The organism is Paenibacillus sp. N3/727, from assembly GCF_022637315.1.
In the GTDB taxonomy this organism is placed as follows: Bacteria; Bacillota; Bacilli; order Paenibacillales; family Paenibacillaceae; genus Paenibacillus_AQ; species Paenibacillus_AQ uliginis.
Map to the genome: position 1 here is coordinate 4,178,737 of NZ_CP093336.1, position 18,544 is coordinate 4,197,280.

Sequence of the window (18,544 nt, forward strand, 5' to 3'; positions counted from 1 at the left end):
GAAAAAGAAAAAGGGGGTGTCCCAAAGGTCCATTGACCTGGGACACCCCCTTTGCCTGTTGTAAGGCGCTACGTGTACGAATCAAAGATTCCTCATCGACACTCCTTTAACCTTGATGTCGTATTGTGATGACACATAAACTTCTGCCGATGATTTAGAAATAACCTGTGGGTACATTTTGCCCGGATCCGGCTGAACTACCCTATAGTAGACAATCGCCTGCTTATCACTTATAAAATCAATCGATGTAACAGCAATTCCGTAACCTGGATTAGGAAGATTGTCTTTTGTAATGACAACTTTATTCACCTTATCGTTGACTTTGACAATTTGAGTCGAAATATCGTCTCCATCCTGCTCTACCTTACCGAGGTTATCCTGCTTATGATCTTTAATAAACTGCATTGCTGCATGAGTTAACTTGGCCGCTTCCATACGAGTTAATTTCTGTTGCGGCTGAAACTTGTCTCCCTTATCCAGCTCAGCAATTTTGGTCAGAAGCAAAAATTGCACAGCACCGCGGTTCTCTTCTTTCATCTGACTTTCGTCCGCAATATTGATGTACATCATAATAACAGGATAGTTCCCCGTCTTCTGAACCGCAGTAGCGAGCAGATTTGCAAAATCCTCACGGGCCATCGGCTCGTTCCACTTCGTATCAGCCGAAATCGGTAGACCGTGCTGGGCGGCAATACTAACGGCATCCGCATACCATGCGCCGTCCGGAACGCTGCTGAATGACTTTCCGCTGAAATTCGGTAACTCTTTAAGTCCTGTGGCCTTTACGACCATTTGAACAGCCTGTGCTGACGTAATCGTTTTTTGTGGAGCAAACTTATCAGCGGTTATGCCCTGAATGATCCCTTTATCCTGCAGAGATTTCACAATAGCTTGGTTTCCACTATCCTCGATATCTGAGAACGTCGATGCTGAGGCAGCCCCTGCGCCAAGAAGCGAAGATGTGATGAGTAAAGCTGATATTATTTTTGTAGTTTTTGTCATAACTTACACCTCCTATAATCTCTGACGCAAGGTTCATGGAAATTGTTTCATAAAAATACAATTAAAACAGGGGGCCTTCTTTATCCGCTTCTAATCCTAGTTTGACATACATTTCTCTGGAGTAGCCCTGTAGCTTCTGTTCCAGAGCCTGGGCTTGATCTTTAAAGGCCGTTAGCTCCCGGATCATCCGCGACCGTCCGGCAGGACTGAATGTTTCGTGAATCCGTTCTTTAAAATAGTCATGAACGATATGATTACGCTGTTTCCATACTTCTTTCAGCTGTAGAGTTTCTTCTTCAGAAAAAGGGAAGTAATGCTGTATTTCCTGAACCAGCTGACCTAAGGAGCTGCTCAGTTTACGTTGATACAATTGTGTAATGTCCTCTTCCGAAGGTACCTTACCCTTCGACAGCTTGATAAGCATCAGCAGGTTCGCCAACTGCTGCTCCAAGGCCTGAGAGTAGTATACCGCCAATCCGAAATAGGCAAACAGCTCTTTGGAGTGGTCACTGTCCAGCAGTCGTGTCTGTTTCATCATTTCCTCCTGTTAAATAGGCTGCTTTTTCGTGTTCACCTTTCCTACTCTTTATCGTAAAGGAAGATTCATCCTCTATCAACCTGCTTTTCTAATTAATTCCGCAGCATCCTTCGCTAGAGCGGCTTTAAGATAAATTATGAGCAGTACAGCTGTATATCCGAATGAAAAAAGAAGCGTGTATGCGCTACGGGCTATCCCGCGCTGATCCGAATGCATCAGCATATCAATCATCGGCGATGCCGGAGGAAGTAAATATACGAGAATACTGATACTAGTCGGCAGCGAATCGGCAAGCGAAAGTCCTGCGATAGACAGCACAATTAGAATTAACATTAGCCCTGCTGCTCTTCCCTGATTCTCGATCCACCCGGACTGAAAAAATAGTGCAACTGCCGCTCCAAGCCCTGAAAGTGAAATATGAGCCATAAGAGCAATCACGAAACGTGACCAGCCTACCGGCTCATCAAACATACCTGTCACCATCGGATAGACAACTGTTGCAGTGCTAATGATACTGCATATCAGAACAAGTACAGCATACTGCGTAGCATAAAATACTTCGCACTTCCGGTATGTAAAATAAGCAGAACATTCTGTCGGCCTTGATCGTGATTGAGAAAATTTGTGCCTAACCAAGAGCAGCCGATAAACAGCAAAGAAGACGTCACTGCATAACTGTCCATCACCGGGTTTGGCTTATAGGAATACAAAATCAATACGGATATAATCATGAAAGCGATCGGTGGAAAATAACGATTTGATCGAGTATAACTCGCCAGCAAATATCGAAGCAGTGGCCAGCTGATCATCCCTCCACCACCTCTCTTAAAGCGGGAGGTGTATACTCCAGCCGTTTAGCCTGTTCCTCAGGCAATGGCTGCAGCGATATCACGGAACCGCCTGCGCTAAGCACATATAGTAAAAAATCATCCGAACTTTCTTTTTTAACCACGGCTTCAAACGGAGATCCTCTCGATATCCAGTACAAGAAACCGTTCATCATCTCCAGATTCCGCATTGCCTCAGGTGAAATGCCATAGAAAGCCAATTTTGTTCCTGCTGCCACTTCACCATTTTCATAAAATGCATCACGTATAATCAACCCTTGCTTCATGACAACAACTCTATCAGCCAGTGCTGCGGTCAGCAGCGGTTCGTGTACTGACATCACTATAGCGGTCCCTTGATTTTTGATTTCACCCAGAACCGTGATCATATCATGCTGTGAAGGCTCGTCCAAACCGGACAGCGGCTCATCTAACATTAACAAGTCAGGTGTACCCAACATGGCCTGCATGAGGTTCACCTTTTGCAGCATTCCTTTAGAGAATTGATTCATCCTTCGCTTGGCATGTTGTTGCATTTGGAACAAAGACAAGACACCTTCTACATTGCGAAGTGCTTCCTGTCTGCTCATTCCTTGAATCCTTGCCGCATGAACCAAATATTCTTCAGGGGAAAAGCGCAGACCTGGGAAACGCTCGGGCACGTATCCAATTCGCAGGCTGCTCACACTTACAATTCTCTTTCCGCGAGAAGGAACCGCAAGACCTGCAATCAGGTGCAGAAGAGTACTCTTCCCCGCTCCATTGCTACCGGTAACCGCAACACATTCTCCGCGGCTTATGCGCCAGGAAACATCCCGTATCGCCTCATGCCTACCAAACAATTTACTGACCTTGTCTAATACAATTAATTCCTCCATAGATCCTATTACTCCTAAATCGTCTTTTTAGCTTATTGTACCTTTTTATTCCAGACAGATACAATACCTCGTCAATCATTGCCCCGAACTCCATTCGAGCCAGTTGTTTACTTCCATAAGTTCGATAAATTTGACTAGGCGGGGCAAAAGAGGTTCTGCGTCATCCCCGAATTCGGCTTGGATTGCAGCAGCAATATCGGATACGGAGTGATTTCCATCGCACATCGTAGTCACCGCTGCCCCCAAATCATCAAGCCTCACCTGAATAACAGCCGGTTGCTTTAGAAATCGAACGGCTTGGCGTTCGACCCAGGACTGACGTGGAACAAAAACAATCATATTCCCGTTGCGTTTATCCATAGTCAAACCATCTTTAAGTAAAGGTACCATACTGAGCAGGTTCTGAACTTCTTTGTGTTTTTTGTTTCGATTTATACCCAATAGACTCACTCCTGACTATGGGATACAGGTGATTTCTTACTGGCTAAAGTACTCCAAGTCAAGATTATTGTAACAAGCAGGAATATTAGGAACGGTAGCCAGTTGTTTTCGATCAATATGCTGCCAGGAATATCCACATTCATCCAGATTAGCACAGCAATAATGACACCAATCAGCGACTCTCCAGCAATAAGACCGGAAGCCAGCAATGTCCCTGTTTCTACTCTTGCCTTCAGCATTTCTCCGTCTTTACGTGAAATCTTCTCAATGAACCACCGGACAACACCACCTGTCATAATTGGTGTACTCACATGGATGGGCAGATAGATGCCGACAGCAACCGTCAATGAGTTCAGACCGAGCAATTCGAAGACTATGGCTGATGCCGCCCCTATAAATATCAGTTCCCAGGGAAGATTACCTGCCATAATCCCTTCGACAATAATCCGCATCAGTACTGCTTTCGGTGCCGGAAGGTCCTCTGATCCCAATCCATAACTTTCATTCAGCACCGACAAAATAAAGCCAATCACAAGACCTGAAACGAGTACGCCGATCATCATAGCAACCTGCTGCTTCCATGGTGTACCGCCAACCAAATAACCGGTCTTTAGATCCTGTGAAATATCACCAGATACTGCAAGTGCGACACACACAATGGCCCCAACAGTCAAAGAAGCAATCATACCACTCATACCTGTCATACCTGTCACTTTGAACACAAAGGTTACGACAAGCAGTGTTGCAATCGTCATGCCCGATACCGGAGAAGACGAACTACCTACAAGTCCGACGATACGTGAAGCTACCGTCACAAACAGAAACCCAAAGATGGCAATAGCTAAAGCGCCCACAATCCCCACATCGGTTAATGGAGCAAATGCGATGATGACAATCAGCACAGCGATCATAGAGAATACCCATATGCCTGGAATGTCATGATTGGTACGATCTAGCGTCACTTTGCCGCTGTTTTTATTTTGTAAACCTCGCAGTGTCGCCGCAAGTGAACTGAACAGCATAGGAAGCGTCTTTACAAGCGTTATCAATCCGCCTGCTGCTACTGCCCCTGCACCGATATAACGGATATAATCACTCCAGATTCCCCATGCATCTAATTCGCCAATCGGACTAGCCGACGGGATTACGACAGCATTGCTGCCAGCGCCGATAAATCCGATGACTGGGATGATGACCAACCACGCAAGAACACCCCCAGCGAGCATCTGTCCGGCAATCCGTGGTCCGATAATATACCCGACCCCTAGCAAAGCCGGGAATATATCCATGCCCACTACCGCATTTTTAAATCGGAAAATGGTACTTTCGATTTCGGTTCGAAACCATTTAAATCCATCACCCATCGCTTTTACCGCGCCACCAATCAAGAAGCCGTACACAACCATTTTTGCGCTTTTTCCTCCGGTATCCCCGGACATCAACACTTCAGCACAAGCCGTTCCCTCCGGATAAGGGAGAGTAGCATGCTCATTTACGATGAGTAATCTGCGCAGAGGAACCATCATGGCTACGCCAAGGAACCCACCAACGAGAACAATAAAGCTGATGGTCGCCATGGAAGGGATATGACCCCACATATACAGAGCCGGTAAAGTGAAAATAGCGCCAGCAGCAACTGCTTCACCCGCAGTAGTCATGGTCTGTACGATATTGTTCTCAAGAATCGACTTGCGACGGAAAATCCCTCTTAACACACCAAGAGAGATGACGGCAGCCGGAATGGACGCGCTAACGGTCAAGCCGATTTTTAATCCCAGATAGGCATTCGCTGCTGCAAACACGACGGCTAGAACGATCCCCAACACGATCGCAAAAGCAGTCAGCTCGGCCATTGATTTTGAAGCGGGTACGTATGGGACAAATGCTGAAGGGGTGCTATTTCCTTTTGAATCTTGCATCCCGTTATCTCCTCTCTTCGTTGAAAAAAATGTGTATGGAACTGGTTAGAAAAGCATCCTTATATTGTCCCTTTCACTCCATTTTCAAACCGGATTTTCGTAAGAAATCAGTCTAATTCAGTCCATCATTGCTTATATCAACATAAAAAAAACCGCTCAATAGCGAACACCTTCGCTAAAGAACGGTAACGTATGTAATTCATTTTTCTTAAAAACAGCCCAATGAGTAGAATGCCGAAATGGCATCAATGATATTATATGGTTATTTAAGCAACGTAACACATTCCACGGCATATCTGAGCACATTTTCGGCAAACTTCTGCACAATGTTTGCAGTAATCCTGCATTTGTTTCTCACATTCATCCGCGCAAGACTCGCACATCTTAATGCAAAGAGCACAAATATCAGTAACATATGGGCTCATTCGGGTCATAGCCTCAGCTGCAAAAGAACAGATGTCCGCACATTCCCGGGTTAGAGTAATACAATCACGCAGCATGGCAATATCATATTCTTTTAGACAGGAGACGTAGCACACATTACATGCATTCATGGTTTGGAGACAAGCTTCAATACAATCTTTATATTGTAGTTCGTTATTCATTACGTATACCTCCTAGGCACGATTTCGCTCTGTCATTGTAGTGAACTATTTGGCTGCTGGCTGAACCAATCACTTCTATCTTGATTCCTGTGAGATCGCTTTTGCTTCCAACTCAACTAATTGTTCTTTAATCCATGTCTTACTGAAATGCTCACCGATAAACACGACCACATCAGACAGTTGACCTTGAGGATTGATTTTCATGAAATCGGATTCTCGATATGCATATTGGAAAAGGAACCTGCTGGCCGTATCGTTAAATGTTAAGATCCCCTTGGCACGATATATTTCTCTCGGAAGACCGGCTACAAGAGCTTCAAAATCATTGCTATTGACGGGTCCCTTAAAATAATAGGTAAATGACATAACGTGATCATGTGTATGGTCGTGATTGTGCTCGTTATCAGGGGCGTGATGTTTCTCAGTGACTTCAGTATCTGTTCGATTATCAGAATTTCGATCTTTTGCGATAACCGATACTTCCTCGAGAAGTACATCCGGGTTTACATCACAGCGTACGGCAGGAATCATGGATGCAACAGCGTTCCACCCTCGTACAATCCGGGCCGCCTCCTGCTGTTCTTCTTCGTTAATCCGATCTATTTTGTTTAGGATCAATGTTGAAGCACAACGAATCTGCTCTTGCATCAAACGGTATGTCTTCCCTTTCTGCACTTCATGCAAGTGAAGAAGATGTGCGGAATCCACTACGGTGATCAAATTTTTAACATCAATGTTGATATACAGTGATGCTTCAGCGACTGCATCCAGAATTTCCATAGGATTGGCTGCCCCTGTAGCCTCAATGACGATGACATCAGGCTTCTCGTTTTGAATCAGCATTGCAATCTCTGAAGACAGGTCAGCTCGGATTGAACAGCATATACAGCCACTTAGCATTTCTGCGGTTGGTACATCCTCTCCAGCAATCATTCCATCTATATTTACTTCGCCGATCTCATTCATCACGATGGCAGGCTTTAATCCCTGCTGTTTCCAGTATGCTATCATCCTCGTTAACAGGGTTGTTTTACCACTGCCTAAAAAACCTGATAATATATATATGGGTGTAACTCCGTTTTTCATATGTAATCGTCCTTTCTGCAATGCTCTATGTTAGCGAGTGTACTACACTTAAGCTTCTGTCAGCAAGGAAGCGGGTAGACTTAACGAAAATCAAAAGTTTAAAAGATTGGAGTTGTATACATGATGAACTCTGTTGATGAACATCGGCTGCAATCGCCTGAGACCATTTCGTGCATGATTGTTACGGTATCCGATACAAGAACGCCCGAAACTGACGAGAGCGGGCAATTGATAAAAACTTCCCTTGAAGAAGCCGGTTATAGCGTAGTTAAACATATCATTGTGAAGGATGACTATGATGCTATACGTGAGTTGATCTATGAGGCCTCCAGCAATCCGACCGTTGAGGCTCTTCTATTAACCGGGGGAACAGGAATCTCCAACCGTGATAGTACTTATGAGGCGGTGTCATCCTTGCTCGACAAAGAATTGAGTGGGTTTGGCGAGATTTTCCGCTATTTAAGCTATGAAGAGATCGGGGCTGCCGCGATCCTGAGCCGCGCCATCGGCGGAACAGTCGGTAACACAGCTGTCTTTTCCATGCCTGGTTCACGTGGAGCTGTCCGGCTTGCGATGGAGCGAATCCTTCTGCCAGAGCTTCGGCATGTCGTACGAGAAATGAACAAGCAGCGATAAAAAGCTAAGCTCCGAATAGACAGTAAAAAGGCGAGCACTGGTTAACCTCAGTTGCCCGCCTTTATTTCAGCGTATTCATTTGGGTTTGTCATTGGATCGACGTGGCAGTTGGTTAAGCACGTCAGCAGCTACTTTTTTCACTTGCTCCGTGTATTGGTCTTTCTTTTTTCCTGCTGATGTATATACCAGCGCGGCCTCACGTTGCGCGAAAATCATATTATCCATTGTTCCGGTTTCGTTCAGTCCGCCAGCACCATATAATTCTTTAATGCCATTAATTCTTGCCTGTTCATCTGTAAAGATGTGCACTGTAATTAACTGGCTAGAGTCACCATTCATTCGGTATAGGTACGACATGTTTCCAGCGTCATCTTCTGCATACGTGTCATTTGTCAGACGAATATTATGGTCCTTAAATAAATCCTTCATCGTATTCAGAAACTGCCCGTTAAGTCCGGATCCTTCCGTTTTTGCCTCTTTATTCCCTTCCTGATACGCTTGCATGTTATATTTCTTCATTTCTTCTTTGGCTGCATCTCTCGTACATCCCATGATTACAGCCAGCAAAGAAAATGAAAGCAGCCCTATCGCCCATCGATTCACCAAGCTTCATCCATCCTTTCCAGTCACGCAAAGCCTGCATGACGTCTTAGGGATAGAATGCCTGACGGAGAAGCTGATTATTCGACTTCAGATTCTTCGAGGAGAGATATAATACTTCGGCCGGTCGCCCCGCCTTTCAGTATATTGGATAATATTTCCGGAAGCTCATGTAGAGCATGCACATGTATCCCGGACTTCAGCGCGGTATCGGGTTTCCATTCACCGGCCAGTCTGCTCCATATTTCCTTACGTATGTTCATCGGACAAAAGACGGAGTCAATGCCCAAAAGCTTTACGCCTCTCAAAATAAACGGATATACCGTAGCCGCAAAGTCGCCACCGCCTGTTAGACCTGAGAGTGCAATTGCACCACCGTATTTGACGTGTTTCAACAGTCCTGTTAACTGAGCGCCGCCAACCGGATCAATTACAGCAGCCCATTTTTCAGCAGCGAGCACGCCCCTTGACTCTGCTGACGTTTCATCCCGCGAAATAACCGTATGAGCGCCAATTCCTCTCAACCAGTCTCCTTGAGAAGAAATTTTGCCGGTAGATGCAACCACTTCAAATCCTAGCTTAGACATAATAGACACCGAGAAGCTGCCTACGCCACCTGACGCACCCGCAACCAGGACCGGTCCATCCGAGGGTTGAACGCCGTTCAGAAGCAGGCTGGCTGCCGATAGAGCGGCAGTGAAACCGGCCGTACCGATACCCATCGCTTCTTTATGGCTAAGCCCCTTTGGCAACGGAAGCAGCCAGTCTCCTTTAACTCGTGCGTACTGGCTATATCCTCCTTCGTGAGAAACACCCAGCTCATAGCCGGTACAGAGTACCTCATCGCCTTCTTTAAAAGACGGATGAGATGATTCCACTACCGTTCCCGCCAGATCGATCCCCGGAATAAACGGATACCTTCTGACGATCCTTCCTTCCGGAGTGCTGGCAAGGCCATCCTTGTAATTGACACCGCTATACAGAACACGGATGGTTACATCCCCTTCCGGCAGCTGATCCATACGCCAGTCTTCTACGCCGCTACGAAAACCCTGATCATCATTACGGACAACAAACGCCTGAAATATTGTGTCTGCATTCATATTTTTACCCCTTTCTTTCACCATTCTATGATAAATACTACCCGATCCCATCGCTATTAAAAATGTCCATTGTCGAAGCGTGTGATTATGTAGGACGTTTTGACATCTCCTGCGCTTTCCCGAGAAATAATTGTGTCTTCCAATCAAAAATAGCAGGCCAAGAGCTGCTGTCTTGACCTGCCATTAGCATATGATTTGCTCACAATCCTAAATCACTATCTGAATTTAATCGTCGTGATTTTCTTCTTGATGTTCTTCCATATACTCCGCGATGAGCTTTTGCTTCATTTCCCATACAGCCTCACTCAGATTGACACGGTAAATCTCCGGGTTGAGCTTTCGCAAATATTCCGGCCAGAACTGGTTCAACTGGCTGTTGTGGTAAGTACGAATTTCTTCCAAGGTTGGAAGCTCATAGACCAGCTCTCCATTGTCGTAAATAGGTGCAAGCATAGGAACAGCATCAAAATCTCGCACGTTTTTGCGCATGTAAGGATGCAGCGGATTAAATAGTTTTAACTTTCCGTTTTCCGGCGGCATTTTTTCTTCAGGGAAGCTGATATAATCAGCAATTGCTTTACCGCTACCCTTGGAAACAATACGATACACATCTTTTTTCCCTGGTGTCGACACCTTTTCAGGATTTCCGGAGATCTTGATTGTCGGTACCATAACACCATCTACTTCACGTTCCACCAGTTTATATACTCCACCAAGTGCCGGCTGGTCCGCAGCAGTGATAAGCTGTGTGCCTACGCCCCAAGTATCAATCCGGGCTCCTTGTGCCTTTAGATCGAGGATCGTACCTTCATCCAGATCATTCGATGCAACAATTTGAACATAATGGAGTCCGGCATCATCTAGCATTTTACGTGCCTGAATGGACAAGTAAGCCAAGTCGCCGCTGTCGAGGCGAATGGCATTCATCCGCTTGCCTTGCGCTTCCAGCTTTTTCGCTGTCATAATGGCATGGGGAACACCGCTCCCCAATGTATCATAGGTATCGACCAAGAGAGTCACCTGATCCGGCATCACCTTGGCAAAAATGTCAAAGGCCTCCTGTTCACTGCGGAACGTTTGAACCCATGAATGCGCATGAGTACCTTTCGTCGGAATTCCGAACTTTTCACCTGCAAGCATGTTGGAAGTGGCATGAAATCCGGCTAAATAGGCCGCTCTTGCTCCCCAGACCGCAGCGTCTGCTTCCTGAGCCCGGCGTGTACCAAACTCTAGCAAAATATCATTACCTGCCACCTGACGGATTCTTGAAGCTTTCGTTGCGATCAACGTTTGAAAGTTCATGAAGTTAAGTATCGCTGTTTCGACAAGCTGGGTTTCAAATATGGTACCTTCCACAGTAATTAAGGGCTCATTCGGGAATACGAGTGCACCTTCTTTCATGGCATGAATACTGCCTCCAAACCGGAAGCGACGCAGTTCATCCAGAAAAGCCTTGTCATATTTCTCTTCCTGTTTGGAGAGGTAGAAGATGTCTTCTTCTGTGAAATGAAGTCCTTCAATATAATTTACGATTCGTTCAAGGCCTGCAAATACAGCGTAGCCGTTGCCAAAGGGCAGTTTTCGGAAATAAGCTTCAAATACCGCTTTGGTATGGTGGGAACCATTAATCCAATGTGCATACATCATATTTATTTGATATTTGTCGGTATGCAAAGCCAGTCCTGCTGTCTTCATATGTTCCTCCTCCTGTCATCCGGCCAGACATGCCGGATTCCTCAAGCTGTCATTTATGTTCACTCCGAACGACTTCCGCACCCAGACTGCCTTTAAAATGACTGAGTGCCCATTGGTGACCTTCCGGATTAAAACTTGCAACCGCATCTTCATATATCTTGAGGGAATACCCGCGGTTATATGCGTCAACTGCTGTATGCAGCACACAAATATCCGTACAGACCCCAATTAAATGAACCTCCGTTATGCCACGCTCCCGCAGCTTAATGTCGAGATCCGTTCCACAAAAAGCACTGTAACGGGTCTTATCCATCCAGTAAATAACGTCCTTACGAGACTCGTACGCTTCCTCAAGCTCGCCATATAAATGACGTCCGCGAGTGTTTCTAATGTTATGAGGAGGAAACAGCTTCACCTCAGGGTGATAAGGATCTCCTTCTTCGTGCAGATCTACGGCCATCACGACAAAATCCCCACGGTCAGCATACCGCTTGGTCAGCTCAGCAACGGTATGTTGAATCTCTACTGCTGGTTCGCCTACAGGAAGACTACCGTCAACAAAATCATTCGTAAAGTCAATAACAATCAACGCTTTCATTCCGTTCACTCCCTTTGATTTTAGTCATATCAAGACATCATCAGGTATAAATCGAAAGCAGAGGGGCATGATCTGTAAAACGGTACAGCTGGGCAGGACGCTGGGAATATTGATTGGAGTTCAGCGGTTTACCGTTCTCATCCCGCACCTCCTCCAAAATGCCTTGTCGGCTTCGTGTGGAGGTAATCTTACGGATGAAGTTAGGTTCCTTAAATTCCGGTACCACCGTCTGAATAACCTGGTACAGCTCGCTCAGTGTAAAATGTTCGGGTAGAAATTGTTTGGCAATTGTAGTCTGCAGCATCTGATGTTGAATTTTTCGGTAGGCGTCCAAAATAATATCTCTGTGGTCGAAGGCAAGTTCCAACTCTTCAAGCGCTTCTTCGATGGTAAACAGTCCTACCTCTTCCGCATCATCAGCAGCCTGCCTGTGTTCAAGCATCCATTCCTCAACAAGAGCATAAAACGCCTGGCTGATTATCCAGCCCCGCGGATCGCGACCTGGAGCGCTGTAAACGCCGAGATATTCGAGGTGTCCACCGTCCACTCCGGTCTCTTCTTTCAACTCCCGCTTCGCCGCATCATAAATAGACTCACTCTCGCGGCAAAATCCACCAGGCAAGGCCCACATACCTGCACATGGCCATGATCTGCGCCGGATCAGCATCACTTTAAGTTCTCTAATAGGAAGTGTCTTAGTCACCGTCTTACGTTCCCGTTTCGTCAGTGTAAACATAACGATATCTGCAGGTACTCCGTCCGGTGTTCTATATTTCTTCGTATTACTGTTCGGTTTCTGTTCGTTATCCGTCATATTCATCACCATTATTATTCATTTTGATAATATCATTATGACATATTGAAATTCGATGTCAAGGTGTTCCTGGATATTTTTTCTGCATTTCCTTTTTTGGAGCGTGTTTCAATAGAAAAGGCGCGGAAGATAATCCGCACCTCTCTTATCCGCAGCTGCTCGGCGGTGTGTCTTTGCCTGTCTCTACGTTTACTTTTTGTGAAACCGTATCGTGAATTACAGATACAACCAACTGCAACAAATAGTTAATATCGCTTTGACTCTGCTGGAATTCCACAACGAGTGGAATGCCATCGATCTCGTCTTGAAGCTCTTCGATTTCACGCTCGATTTTTGCAACCATGTCATTATTCTTGAAAGTCTCGAAAGCGACAATTTCCTTTTGTTTTTTCTTAATGGTCTTAATTAATTCTTGAACGCGCTCGTGATTACGGATTTTCTCTTCCGCCTGTTGAAACATCTTCACTTCTTCACTCGTAGAGATTAATCCGGCAAGCTCTTCTGCTTTAGCCATGATATCCTCACGAATAATTAATTCACGAGTATTGAACGTCGGCATCCCATGTTTATTTACACGACCCTGCTCCTGTGTCAAGTTCATCGCCCCAATTCATCATTATGAAAAATATATTGGTTAAACCGCATCCGTAGCCGCAAACGGCTCAGTAATCATATCACCTTTAATGTACCAGGTCATCGGGTCTGTAATTCGAACGTGAACAAAGCTGCCGATCAGATCAGCCGATCCTTCAAAATGAACCAACTTGTTGGAGCGTGTCCGCCCCGATAGCATGGAATCATTGTTCTTACTAACTCCTTCAACAAGCACTTCTACCGTTGCGCCAAGCAGGCGGTCATTACTCTTACGGCTGTGCTCATTGATCGCAGCATTCAGGCGCTGAAGGCGTTCACTTTTCACTTCCATCGGAACGTTGTCCTCCATTACTGCTGCTGGAGTACCCTCACGTGGCGAGTAAATATACGTGTAAGCAAAATCATAGCCTACCTCACGCACCAGGGACAGTGTCTCCTCGAACTGCTCGTCAGTCTCTCCAGGGAAACCAACAATGAAATCGGTAGTCAATACAACGTCCGGAATGGCTTGCTTAATCTTGCGAGAAAGTTCCAGATACGTTTCACGCGAGTATTTGCGACTCATTTTCTTCAGTACTTGGCTGCTTCCTGACTGTACTGGAAGATGGATATGCTCGACCAGATTTCCGCCCTTCGCCAGAACCTCAATCAAGTGATCATCGAAATCCCTTGGATGGGAAGTGGTGAACCGCACACGCGGAATATCAATCTTATGGATATCATCCATTAAATTCGCAAAACTGTACGTAATATCAGTGAAGTCCTTACCATACGCGTTAACGTTCTGACCAAGAAGAGTGATCTCTTTGAAGCCTTGACGTGCAAGCTCACGGACTTCTGCGATCACGTCCTCTGGTCGGCGGCTGCGTTCCTTACCCCGTGTGAACGGAACAATACAGTAGGTACAGAACTTGTCACACCCGTACATAATGTTGACCCAACCACGAAGTCCTTCCCGTTTCTTAGGCAAGTTCTCAACAATGTCGCCTTCCTTAGACCAGACTTCCACGACCATTTCCTTGCTGAAGAGCGCTTCTTGGATGAGGTGAGGAAGACGATGGATATTATGTGTACCGAACACCAGGTCTACGAACCCGTGTTTCGACAAAATCCGTTTAACGACCCCTTCTTCCTGTGACATACATCCGCAAACACCAAGCAGCATATCTGGTTTCTCGGTCTTCAGATGCTTCAAATGACCCAACTCACCAAACACTTTATCCTCTGCATTCTCACGAATGGCACAGGTATTAAGTAAAATAATGTCAGCTTCCATGCGGTCTTCCGTAGCTTTATAACCCATCTGCTCCAGCATTCCCTTGATCGTCTCGGAATCATGCTCATTCATCTGGCATCCGAATGTGTACACAAGGTAGAATTTTCCTAAACCGATGGTCTTGAATTCCTCCGGTAAAGCCGTATCGTACAGCACCTGAACGTCCTGTTTACCGCGCTGTTTTTCTTGTCTATGATTAGGCTCCGATAGTATATTGATTTCCCGTCCCCGGATTCGGATTCTCTTACCGTTTTCGTCCTCGGACAAAATTTTGGCATCCGAAAAATCAAAATACTTGGAGTAGTCCTTCTTATCTTTGGACATACGCTAGGTCACTCCTTAAAATCCGCTATAAATCAATGTTTATTTCATTATCTGCCATGTAGGCACTGCCTTTAATTATATCATGATCTTCCATGCTAAGCTACTATCCTGGGGTGATCTGTTAACATCAATAACAAAGCAAAAAAAGAGTCAGTCACAGAATGATCCTGTGATTGACTCTCTTATATTGCATCTTAATCAATGATTTCTGCAGTATCCCCTGTTTTGGCACCAGCGGCATTCGCTTCGTCGGTATCAATGTGCATGTCCAGTGCAAAATTGTCGGAAACGCGTGCAACGACGTTTTCGAGCACTAGGCCGCGTTCTCCACCGAGACGCACTTTAAGCATTTGCTTATCTTTAATGCCCCATTTTTCAGCATCAGAAGTATGGAAGTGAATATGACGCGCAGCCACAATAACACCTTCGTCCACGGTAACTTCACCAGCAGGGCCCTTAATTGTAATACCAGGTGTACCTTCAATGTTTCCAGATTCGCGAACAGGCGCTTTTACACCAATTGCAAAAGAATCCGTACGGGAAATCTCCAGCTGTGATGCTGGACGAGCAGGTCCCAAAATTCTGACTTTATCGAATTGTCCTTTCGTACCAATCACAGCCACCGTTTCGTTAGCTGCAAATTGCCCCGGTTGGGACAACGGTTTAAACTCGGTCAATTGGTAACCGGGTCCGAACAATGCTTCAATATGTTCTTGAGTTAAATGAATATGGCGGGCCGAAACACCCACAGGTACAGTTTTGTTCATCTGTCTCACTCCTTGTTTTCTCTATAAGCTGTACATGCCAACATCTATTATACTCTCAATTACCCAAAAATAAAAAGGCAGTGCGGTTAATCCGCCTGCCTGAATCTGTCTTATTTGAATTCTGCTACAAGATTGTCAAATTGTTCCCGGGTTAGCTGAAGATCCTGATGGGCCAGAGGTGTATCCTTGAATCCGGAAATTTGGTCCTCATAGCTTTTTCGGCTATGATCCTGATAGATCAGCCCTGTGACCAAACCATCCGTTTCCATCAGTTTAGTCATAGCACTGATCCGGTTCGAAGAATCATATTCCGGAAAGCTGTCCAAATTAACGATATGATCTTTAAACCACTCATAGGTATTCACTTTGTTAAACGTAACGCATGGACTGAACACATTTATAATGGAGAACCCTTCATGCTTAATCCCTGCCTCTATCAAAGCGGTTAGCTGTTTGATGTCACTCGAAAAAGACTGAGCGACAAAAGTAGCGCCTGCTGAAAGCGCCAGTTCCAGCGGTGATAGTGTCGACTCGATCGAACCTTCAGGTGTACTCTTGGTAACAAAGCCTTCCGCACTTCGCGGTGAGGTTTGACCTTTGGTCAGGCCGTATATCTGATTGTCCATGACAATATACGTAATGTTGATGTTTCTGCGGATAGCATGAATCGTGTGTCCCATACCAATCGCAAATCCGTCGCCGTCCCCACCTGAAGCAATTACGGTCAGATCACGGTTTGCAAGCTTAACCCCTTGTGCGATTGGCAGTGCCCGTCCATGAATGCTATGCATTCCATATGCATGGATATATCCCGATATCCGGCCCGAGCAGCCGATACCTGAAATGACAGCAAGCTGATCCGGCTCAAGGCCGCAGCTGGCTGCTGCACGCTGTATAGCGGCTTGTATAGAGAAGTCGCCGCAGCCAGGGCACCAGTTCGGTTTGACATTGTTACGGAAATCTTTGAACGTAGCCATCTTTATACCAGCTCCTTACTGTCGACGTAGACAATTTTGCATTCGTTATAAATAATAGACGGCAGGAACGGATTACCATCATATTTGAGCACACTGCTCAGCTTCTCACTACCGCCAACATGCAACTTGATCAGATTGGCGAGTTGGGCAGTTGCGTTATTTTCAACAACGATGACCTGTTTTGCTTGGTCAACATACGGTTTGACAGCATCTGCAGGGAACGGGTGAAGCAAGCGGATAGTCACATGGTTGGTAGTGACTCCATCATTTTCAAGCAACTCACGCGCCTGATCGATCGTTCCACCCGTAGAGCCCATTCCGATAATGAGAAGATCGGGTTTTTCATACGGAGCGTCTGCCAATATCGGATTAGTTACTCTTACATGGTTTAGCTTGCCTAGACGCTTATCCATCATTTTTTTTCGATTATCCACCGACTCTGATGGTCGTCCTGATTCATCGTGCTCGACACCGGTAACATGGTGAATCCCGTTTTTCTCTCCAGGTAGAACACGAGGTGATATCCCGCTGTCTGTAAACTCATATCTCTTAAACAGACTCTTGTCCTCTTGCTCCGGCACGTTGCTCACAAGATTTCCGCGATCAATCACAACCCGGTTGTAATCCAGTGATTCACATGACTGTTTACCCAGTGACAGCTGTAAATCCGTTACAACGATAACCGGAACCTGGTATTGCTCGGACAAGTTAAACGCCTCTACCGTATCATAAAAACACTCTTCTATAGAGCTTGGTGCTAGTACGATTTTCGGGATTTCCCCATGCGTTCCATGAATCATGGCGTTAATATCACTTTGTTCCTGCTTCGTCGGCAGACCAGTACTCGGACCTCCACGTTGTGTGTCGACAATAACAACCGGCGTTTCCGTCATGCCAGCCAGACCGATGGCTTCCATCATGAGGGACAGTCCTGGCCCAGCAGAAGCCGTCATGGTACGAACGCCAGCATAGTTAGCTCCGATAGCCATCGTTACTGCAGCGATTTCATCTTCTGTCTGAACTACGGTACCGCCGAATTTAGGCAGCTTTTTAATTAAGTATTCCATAATTTCGGAGGCAGGAGTTATCGGGTAAGCGCTCATTAATCGGCAACCTGCAGCCACGGCACCAAGACCGATAGCATCGTTTCCGATCATAAACAGCTTCTGCTTTCCGTCAGCCGGATTCAGTTTGAACTCATCCAGCGGACCACCTGCAAGCTCAAGTACATAATCTGAGCCCCGTTTTACGGCCTCTAGATTCTTCTCTACGACAGCTGCACCCTTACGTCCGAATTCTTCTTCAACGGCACGGTTGAACACATCAAGAGGAAGGCCAAGCAGCGCCCATGATGCACCAGAAGCTACCATATTTTTCATAAGTGAGGTTCCAAGCTCCTCCGCTATGGCTGTTATAGGTACAGCAAATAGCCGGATGTCTGCATCTTCCGGAACTACGGGGTTAAACTTCGTGTCCGCTACGACAACACCACCCGGGCGAAGCTCGTGCGCATTCAGGTCAATACTTTCTTGATCAAATGCAACCAATATATCAAGATCATCCGCAATGGACCGGATCGGTTGTGTGCTGATACGTATTTTATTATTCGTATGTCCACCTTTAATACGGGACGAAAAATGCCGATAACCATAAAGGTAATATCCCAGCCGGTTTAAGGCTGTCGAAAAAATACGGTCAGTGCTTTCGACCCCTTCTCCCTGCTGTCCCCCGATTTTCCAAGATAATTGACTGATCAAGCTCTCCACTCCTTTTTATATAAAAGCATCTTACTCATAATACAGTGTAATTTGAATTCAGTGTAATTTCTGATAAAATAAGGACTTATTTAATTACGATAAAGTTT

General features: G+C 45.7%; 20 protein-coding genes. 1 reads left to right on the forward strand and 19 read right to left on the reverse strand.

What is annotated here, in order from left to right; all coding sequences use genetic code 11:
• Positions 1-81: 81 nt before the first annotated feature.
• The 9 genes from MNQ98_RS19190 to MNQ98_RS19230 all read right to left on the reverse strand — a co-directional run bounded on the left by MNQ98_RS19190 (position 82) and on the right by MNQ98_RS19230 (position 7,296).
• Positions 82-1,002, reverse strand: coding sequence for an S-layer homology domain-containing protein (locus MNQ98_RS19190; RefSeq protein ID WP_241929695.1), 921 nt, complete (start codon positions 1,000-1,002; stop codon positions 82-84).
• A 61-nt stretch (positions 1,003-1,063) separates the two neighbouring features.
• Positions 1,064-1,540, reverse strand: coding sequence for a hypothetical protein (locus MNQ98_RS19195; RefSeq protein ID WP_241929696.1), 477 nt, complete (start codon positions 1,538-1,540; stop codon positions 1,064-1,066).
• 75 nt (positions 1,541-1,615) lie between these two features.
• Positions 1,616-2,011, reverse strand: a complete 396-nt coding sequence (locus tag MNQ98_RS19200; RefSeq protein ID WP_241929697.1) for a hypothetical protein — start codon at positions 2,009-2,011, stop codon at positions 1,616-1,618.
• A 50-nt stretch (positions 2,012-2,061) separates the two neighbouring features.
• Complete coding sequence (locus MNQ98_RS19205) at positions 2,062-2,349, reverse strand: hypothetical protein (RefSeq protein ID WP_241929698.1); 288 nt, start codon at positions 2,347-2,349, stop codon at positions 2,062-2,064.
• Positions 2,346-3,245: an ABC transporter ATP-binding protein gene (locus tag MNQ98_RS19210; RefSeq protein ID WP_241929699.1), complete on the reverse strand. Its 900-nt coding sequence runs from the start codon at positions 3,243-3,245 to the stop codon at positions 2,346-2,348. The genes MNQ98_RS19205 and MNQ98_RS19210 overlap by 4 nt, the downstream gene beginning before the upstream one ends.
• A 75-nt stretch (positions 3,246-3,320) precedes the next feature.
• Positions 3,321-3,686 (reverse strand): PqqD family protein, encoded by a 366-nt coding sequence (locus MNQ98_RS19215; RefSeq protein ID WP_241929700.1) that lies wholly within the window; start codon positions 3,684-3,686, stop codon positions 3,321-3,323.
• Positions 3,687-3,691: 5 nt separating this feature from the next.
• Positions 3,692-5,605: an OPT family oligopeptide transporter gene (locus MNQ98_RS19220; protein ID WP_241929701.1), complete on the reverse strand. Its 1,914-nt coding sequence runs from the start codon at positions 5,603-5,605 to the stop codon at positions 3,692-3,694.
• Positions 5,606-5,871: 266 nt separating this feature from the next.
• Positions 5,872-6,210, reverse strand: coding sequence for a four-helix bundle copper-binding protein (locus MNQ98_RS19225; RefSeq protein WP_241929702.1), 339 nt, complete (start codon positions 6,208-6,210; stop codon positions 5,872-5,874).
• A gap of 75 nt (positions 6,211-6,285) precedes the next feature.
• Positions 6,286-7,296, reverse strand: a complete 1,011-nt coding sequence (locus tag MNQ98_RS19230) for a CobW family GTP-binding protein (RefSeq protein WP_241929703.1) — start codon at positions 7,294-7,296, stop codon at positions 6,286-6,288.
• 123 nt (positions 7,297-7,419) lie between these two features.
• On the opposite strand from MNQ98_RS19230, the gene MNQ98_RS19235 reads away from it, so the two are divergent.
• Positions 7,420-7,932, forward strand: coding sequence for a MogA/MoaB family molybdenum cofactor biosynthesis protein (locus MNQ98_RS19235; protein ID WP_241933977.1), 513 nt, complete (start codon positions 7,420-7,422; stop codon positions 7,930-7,932).
• Positions 7,933-8,007: 75 nt separating this feature from the next.
• Here MNQ98_RS19235 and MNQ98_RS19240 read toward each other — a convergent pair whose 3' ends face one another.
• The 10 genes from MNQ98_RS19240 to MNQ98_RS19285 form a co-directional block, all read right to left on the reverse strand.
• Positions 8,008-8,538: a hypothetical protein gene (locus MNQ98_RS19240; protein WP_241929704.1), complete on the reverse strand. Its 531-nt coding sequence runs from the start codon at positions 8,536-8,538 to the stop codon at positions 8,008-8,010.
• Positions 8,539-8,612: 74 nt separating this feature from the next.
• Positions 8,613-9,635 (reverse strand): acrylyl-CoA reductase family protein, encoded by a 1,023-nt coding sequence (locus MNQ98_RS19245; protein ID WP_241929705.1) that lies wholly within the window; start codon positions 9,633-9,635, stop codon positions 8,613-8,615.
• A gap of 225 nt (positions 9,636-9,860) precedes the next feature.
• The gene (locus MNQ98_RS19250) at positions 9,861-11,330 is read right to left on the reverse strand and encodes a nicotinate phosphoribosyltransferase (RefSeq protein ID WP_241929706.1); all 1,470 of its coding nucleotides are present in this window, start codon (positions 11,328-11,330) and stop codon (positions 9,861-9,863) included.
• A gap of 49 nt (positions 11,331-11,379) precedes the next feature.
• Complete coding sequence (locus MNQ98_RS19255; RefSeq protein WP_208918962.1) at positions 11,380-11,928, reverse strand: cysteine hydrolase family protein; 549 nt, start codon at positions 11,926-11,928, stop codon at positions 11,380-11,382.
• Positions 11,929-11,968: 40 nt separating this feature from the next.
• Positions 11,969-12,754, reverse strand: coding sequence for an NUDIX hydrolase (locus tag MNQ98_RS19260; RefSeq protein ID WP_241929707.1), 786 nt, complete (start codon positions 12,752-12,754; stop codon positions 11,969-11,971).
• Between the two features lie 133 nt (positions 12,755-12,887).
• On the reverse strand, positions 12,888-13,301 hold the full coding sequence (locus MNQ98_RS19265; protein WP_481856776.1) for a YlbF/YmcA family competence regulator: 414 nt from the start codon (positions 13,299-13,301) through the stop codon (positions 12,888-12,890).
• A gap of 75 nt (positions 13,302-13,376) precedes the next feature.
• Positions 13,377-14,936, reverse strand: a complete 1,560-nt coding sequence (gene miaB, locus MNQ98_RS19270; RefSeq protein ID WP_208918956.1) for a tRNA (N6-isopentenyl adenosine(37)-C2)-methylthiotransferase MiaB — start codon at positions 14,934-14,936, stop codon at positions 13,377-13,379.
• 194 nt (positions 14,937-15,130) lie between these two features.
• Positions 15,131-15,703, reverse strand: coding sequence for a phosphate propanoyltransferase (gene pduL / locus MNQ98_RS19275; RefSeq protein WP_241929708.1), 573 nt, complete (start codon positions 15,701-15,703; stop codon positions 15,131-15,133).
• 110 nt (positions 15,704-15,813) lie between these two features.
• The gene (locus MNQ98_RS19280; RefSeq protein ID WP_241929709.1) at positions 15,814-16,680 is read right to left on the reverse strand and encodes a 2-oxoacid:ferredoxin oxidoreductase subunit beta; all 867 of its coding nucleotides are present in this window, start codon (positions 16,678-16,680) and stop codon (positions 15,814-15,816) included.
• Between the two features lie 2 nt (positions 16,681-16,682).
• On the reverse strand, positions 16,683-18,437 hold the full coding sequence (locus MNQ98_RS19285; RefSeq protein ID WP_241929710.1) for a 2-oxoacid:acceptor oxidoreductase subunit alpha: 1,755 nt from the start codon (positions 18,435-18,437) through the stop codon (positions 16,683-16,685).
• Positions 18,438-18,544 lie beyond the last annotated feature (107 nt).

What these genes read in the sequence shown, in the direction of transcription:
- MNQ98_RS19220 (WP_241929701.1), bottom strand. Translation starts at nt 5,605, where the DNA reads ATGCAAGATTCAAAAGGAAATAGCACCCCTTCAGCATTTGTCCCATAC.
- MNQ98_RS19265 (WP_481856776.1), bottom strand. Translation starts at nt 13,301, where the DNA reads ATGCCGACGTTCAATACTCGTGAATTAATTATTCGTGAGGATATCATG.
- MNQ98_RS19195 (WP_241929696.1), bottom strand. Translation starts at nt 1,540, where the DNA reads ATGATGAAACAGACACGACTGCTGGACAGTGACCACTCCAAAGAGCTG.
- MNQ98_RS19225 (WP_241929702.1), bottom strand. Translation starts at nt 6,210, where the DNA reads ATGAATAACGAACTACAATATAAAGATTGTATTGAAGCTTGTCTCCAA.
- pduL (WP_241929708.1), bottom strand. Translation starts at nt 15,703, where the DNA reads ATGAACAAAACTGTACCTGTGGGTGTTTCGGCCCGCCATATTCATTTA.
- MNQ98_RS19245 (WP_241929705.1), bottom strand. Translation starts at nt 9,635, where the DNA reads ATGAATGCAGACACAATATTTCAGGCGTTTGTTGTCCGTAATGATGAT.
- MNQ98_RS19235 (WP_241933977.1), top strand. Translation starts at nt 7,420, where the DNA reads ATGAACTCTGTTGATGAACATCGGCTGCAATCGCCTGAGACCATTTCG.
- miaB (WP_208918956.1), bottom strand. Translation starts at nt 14,936, where the DNA reads ATGTCCAAAGATAAGAAGGACTACTCCAAGTATTTTGATTTTTCGGAT.
- MNQ98_RS19250 (WP_241929706.1), bottom strand. Translation starts at nt 11,330, where the DNA reads ATGAAGACAGCAGGACTGGCTTTGCATACCGACAAATATCAAATAAAT.
- MNQ98_RS19210 (WP_241929699.1), bottom strand. Translation starts at nt 3,245, where the DNA reads ATGGAGGAATTAATTGTATTAGACAAGGTCAGTAAATTGTTTGGTAGG.
- MNQ98_RS19255 (WP_208918962.1), bottom strand. Translation starts at nt 11,928, where the DNA reads ATGAAAGCGTTGATTGTTATTGACTTTACGAATGATTTTGTTGACGGT.
- MNQ98_RS19205 (WP_241929698.1), bottom strand. Translation starts at nt 2,349, where the DNA reads ATGATCAGCTGGCCACTGCTTCGATATTTGCTGGCGAGTTATACTCGA.
- MNQ98_RS19230 (WP_241929703.1), bottom strand. Translation starts at nt 7,296, where the DNA reads ATGAAAAACGGAGTTACACCCATATATATATTATCAGGTTTTTTAGGC.
- MNQ98_RS19260 (WP_241929707.1), bottom strand. Translation starts at nt 12,754, where the DNA reads ATGGTGATGAATATGACGGATAACGAACAGAAACCGAACAGTAATACG.
- MNQ98_RS19190 (WP_241929695.1), bottom strand. Translation starts at nt 1,002, where the DNA reads ATGACAAAAACTACAAAAATAATATCAGCTTTACTCATCACATCTTCG.
- MNQ98_RS19280 (WP_241929709.1), bottom strand. Translation starts at nt 16,680, where the DNA reads ATGGCTACGTTCAAAGATTTCCGTAACAATGTCAAACCGAACTGGTGC.
- MNQ98_RS19200 (WP_241929697.1), bottom strand. Translation starts at nt 2,011, where the DNA reads ATGTTTGATGAGCCGGTAGGCTGGTCACGTTTCGTGATTGCTCTTATG.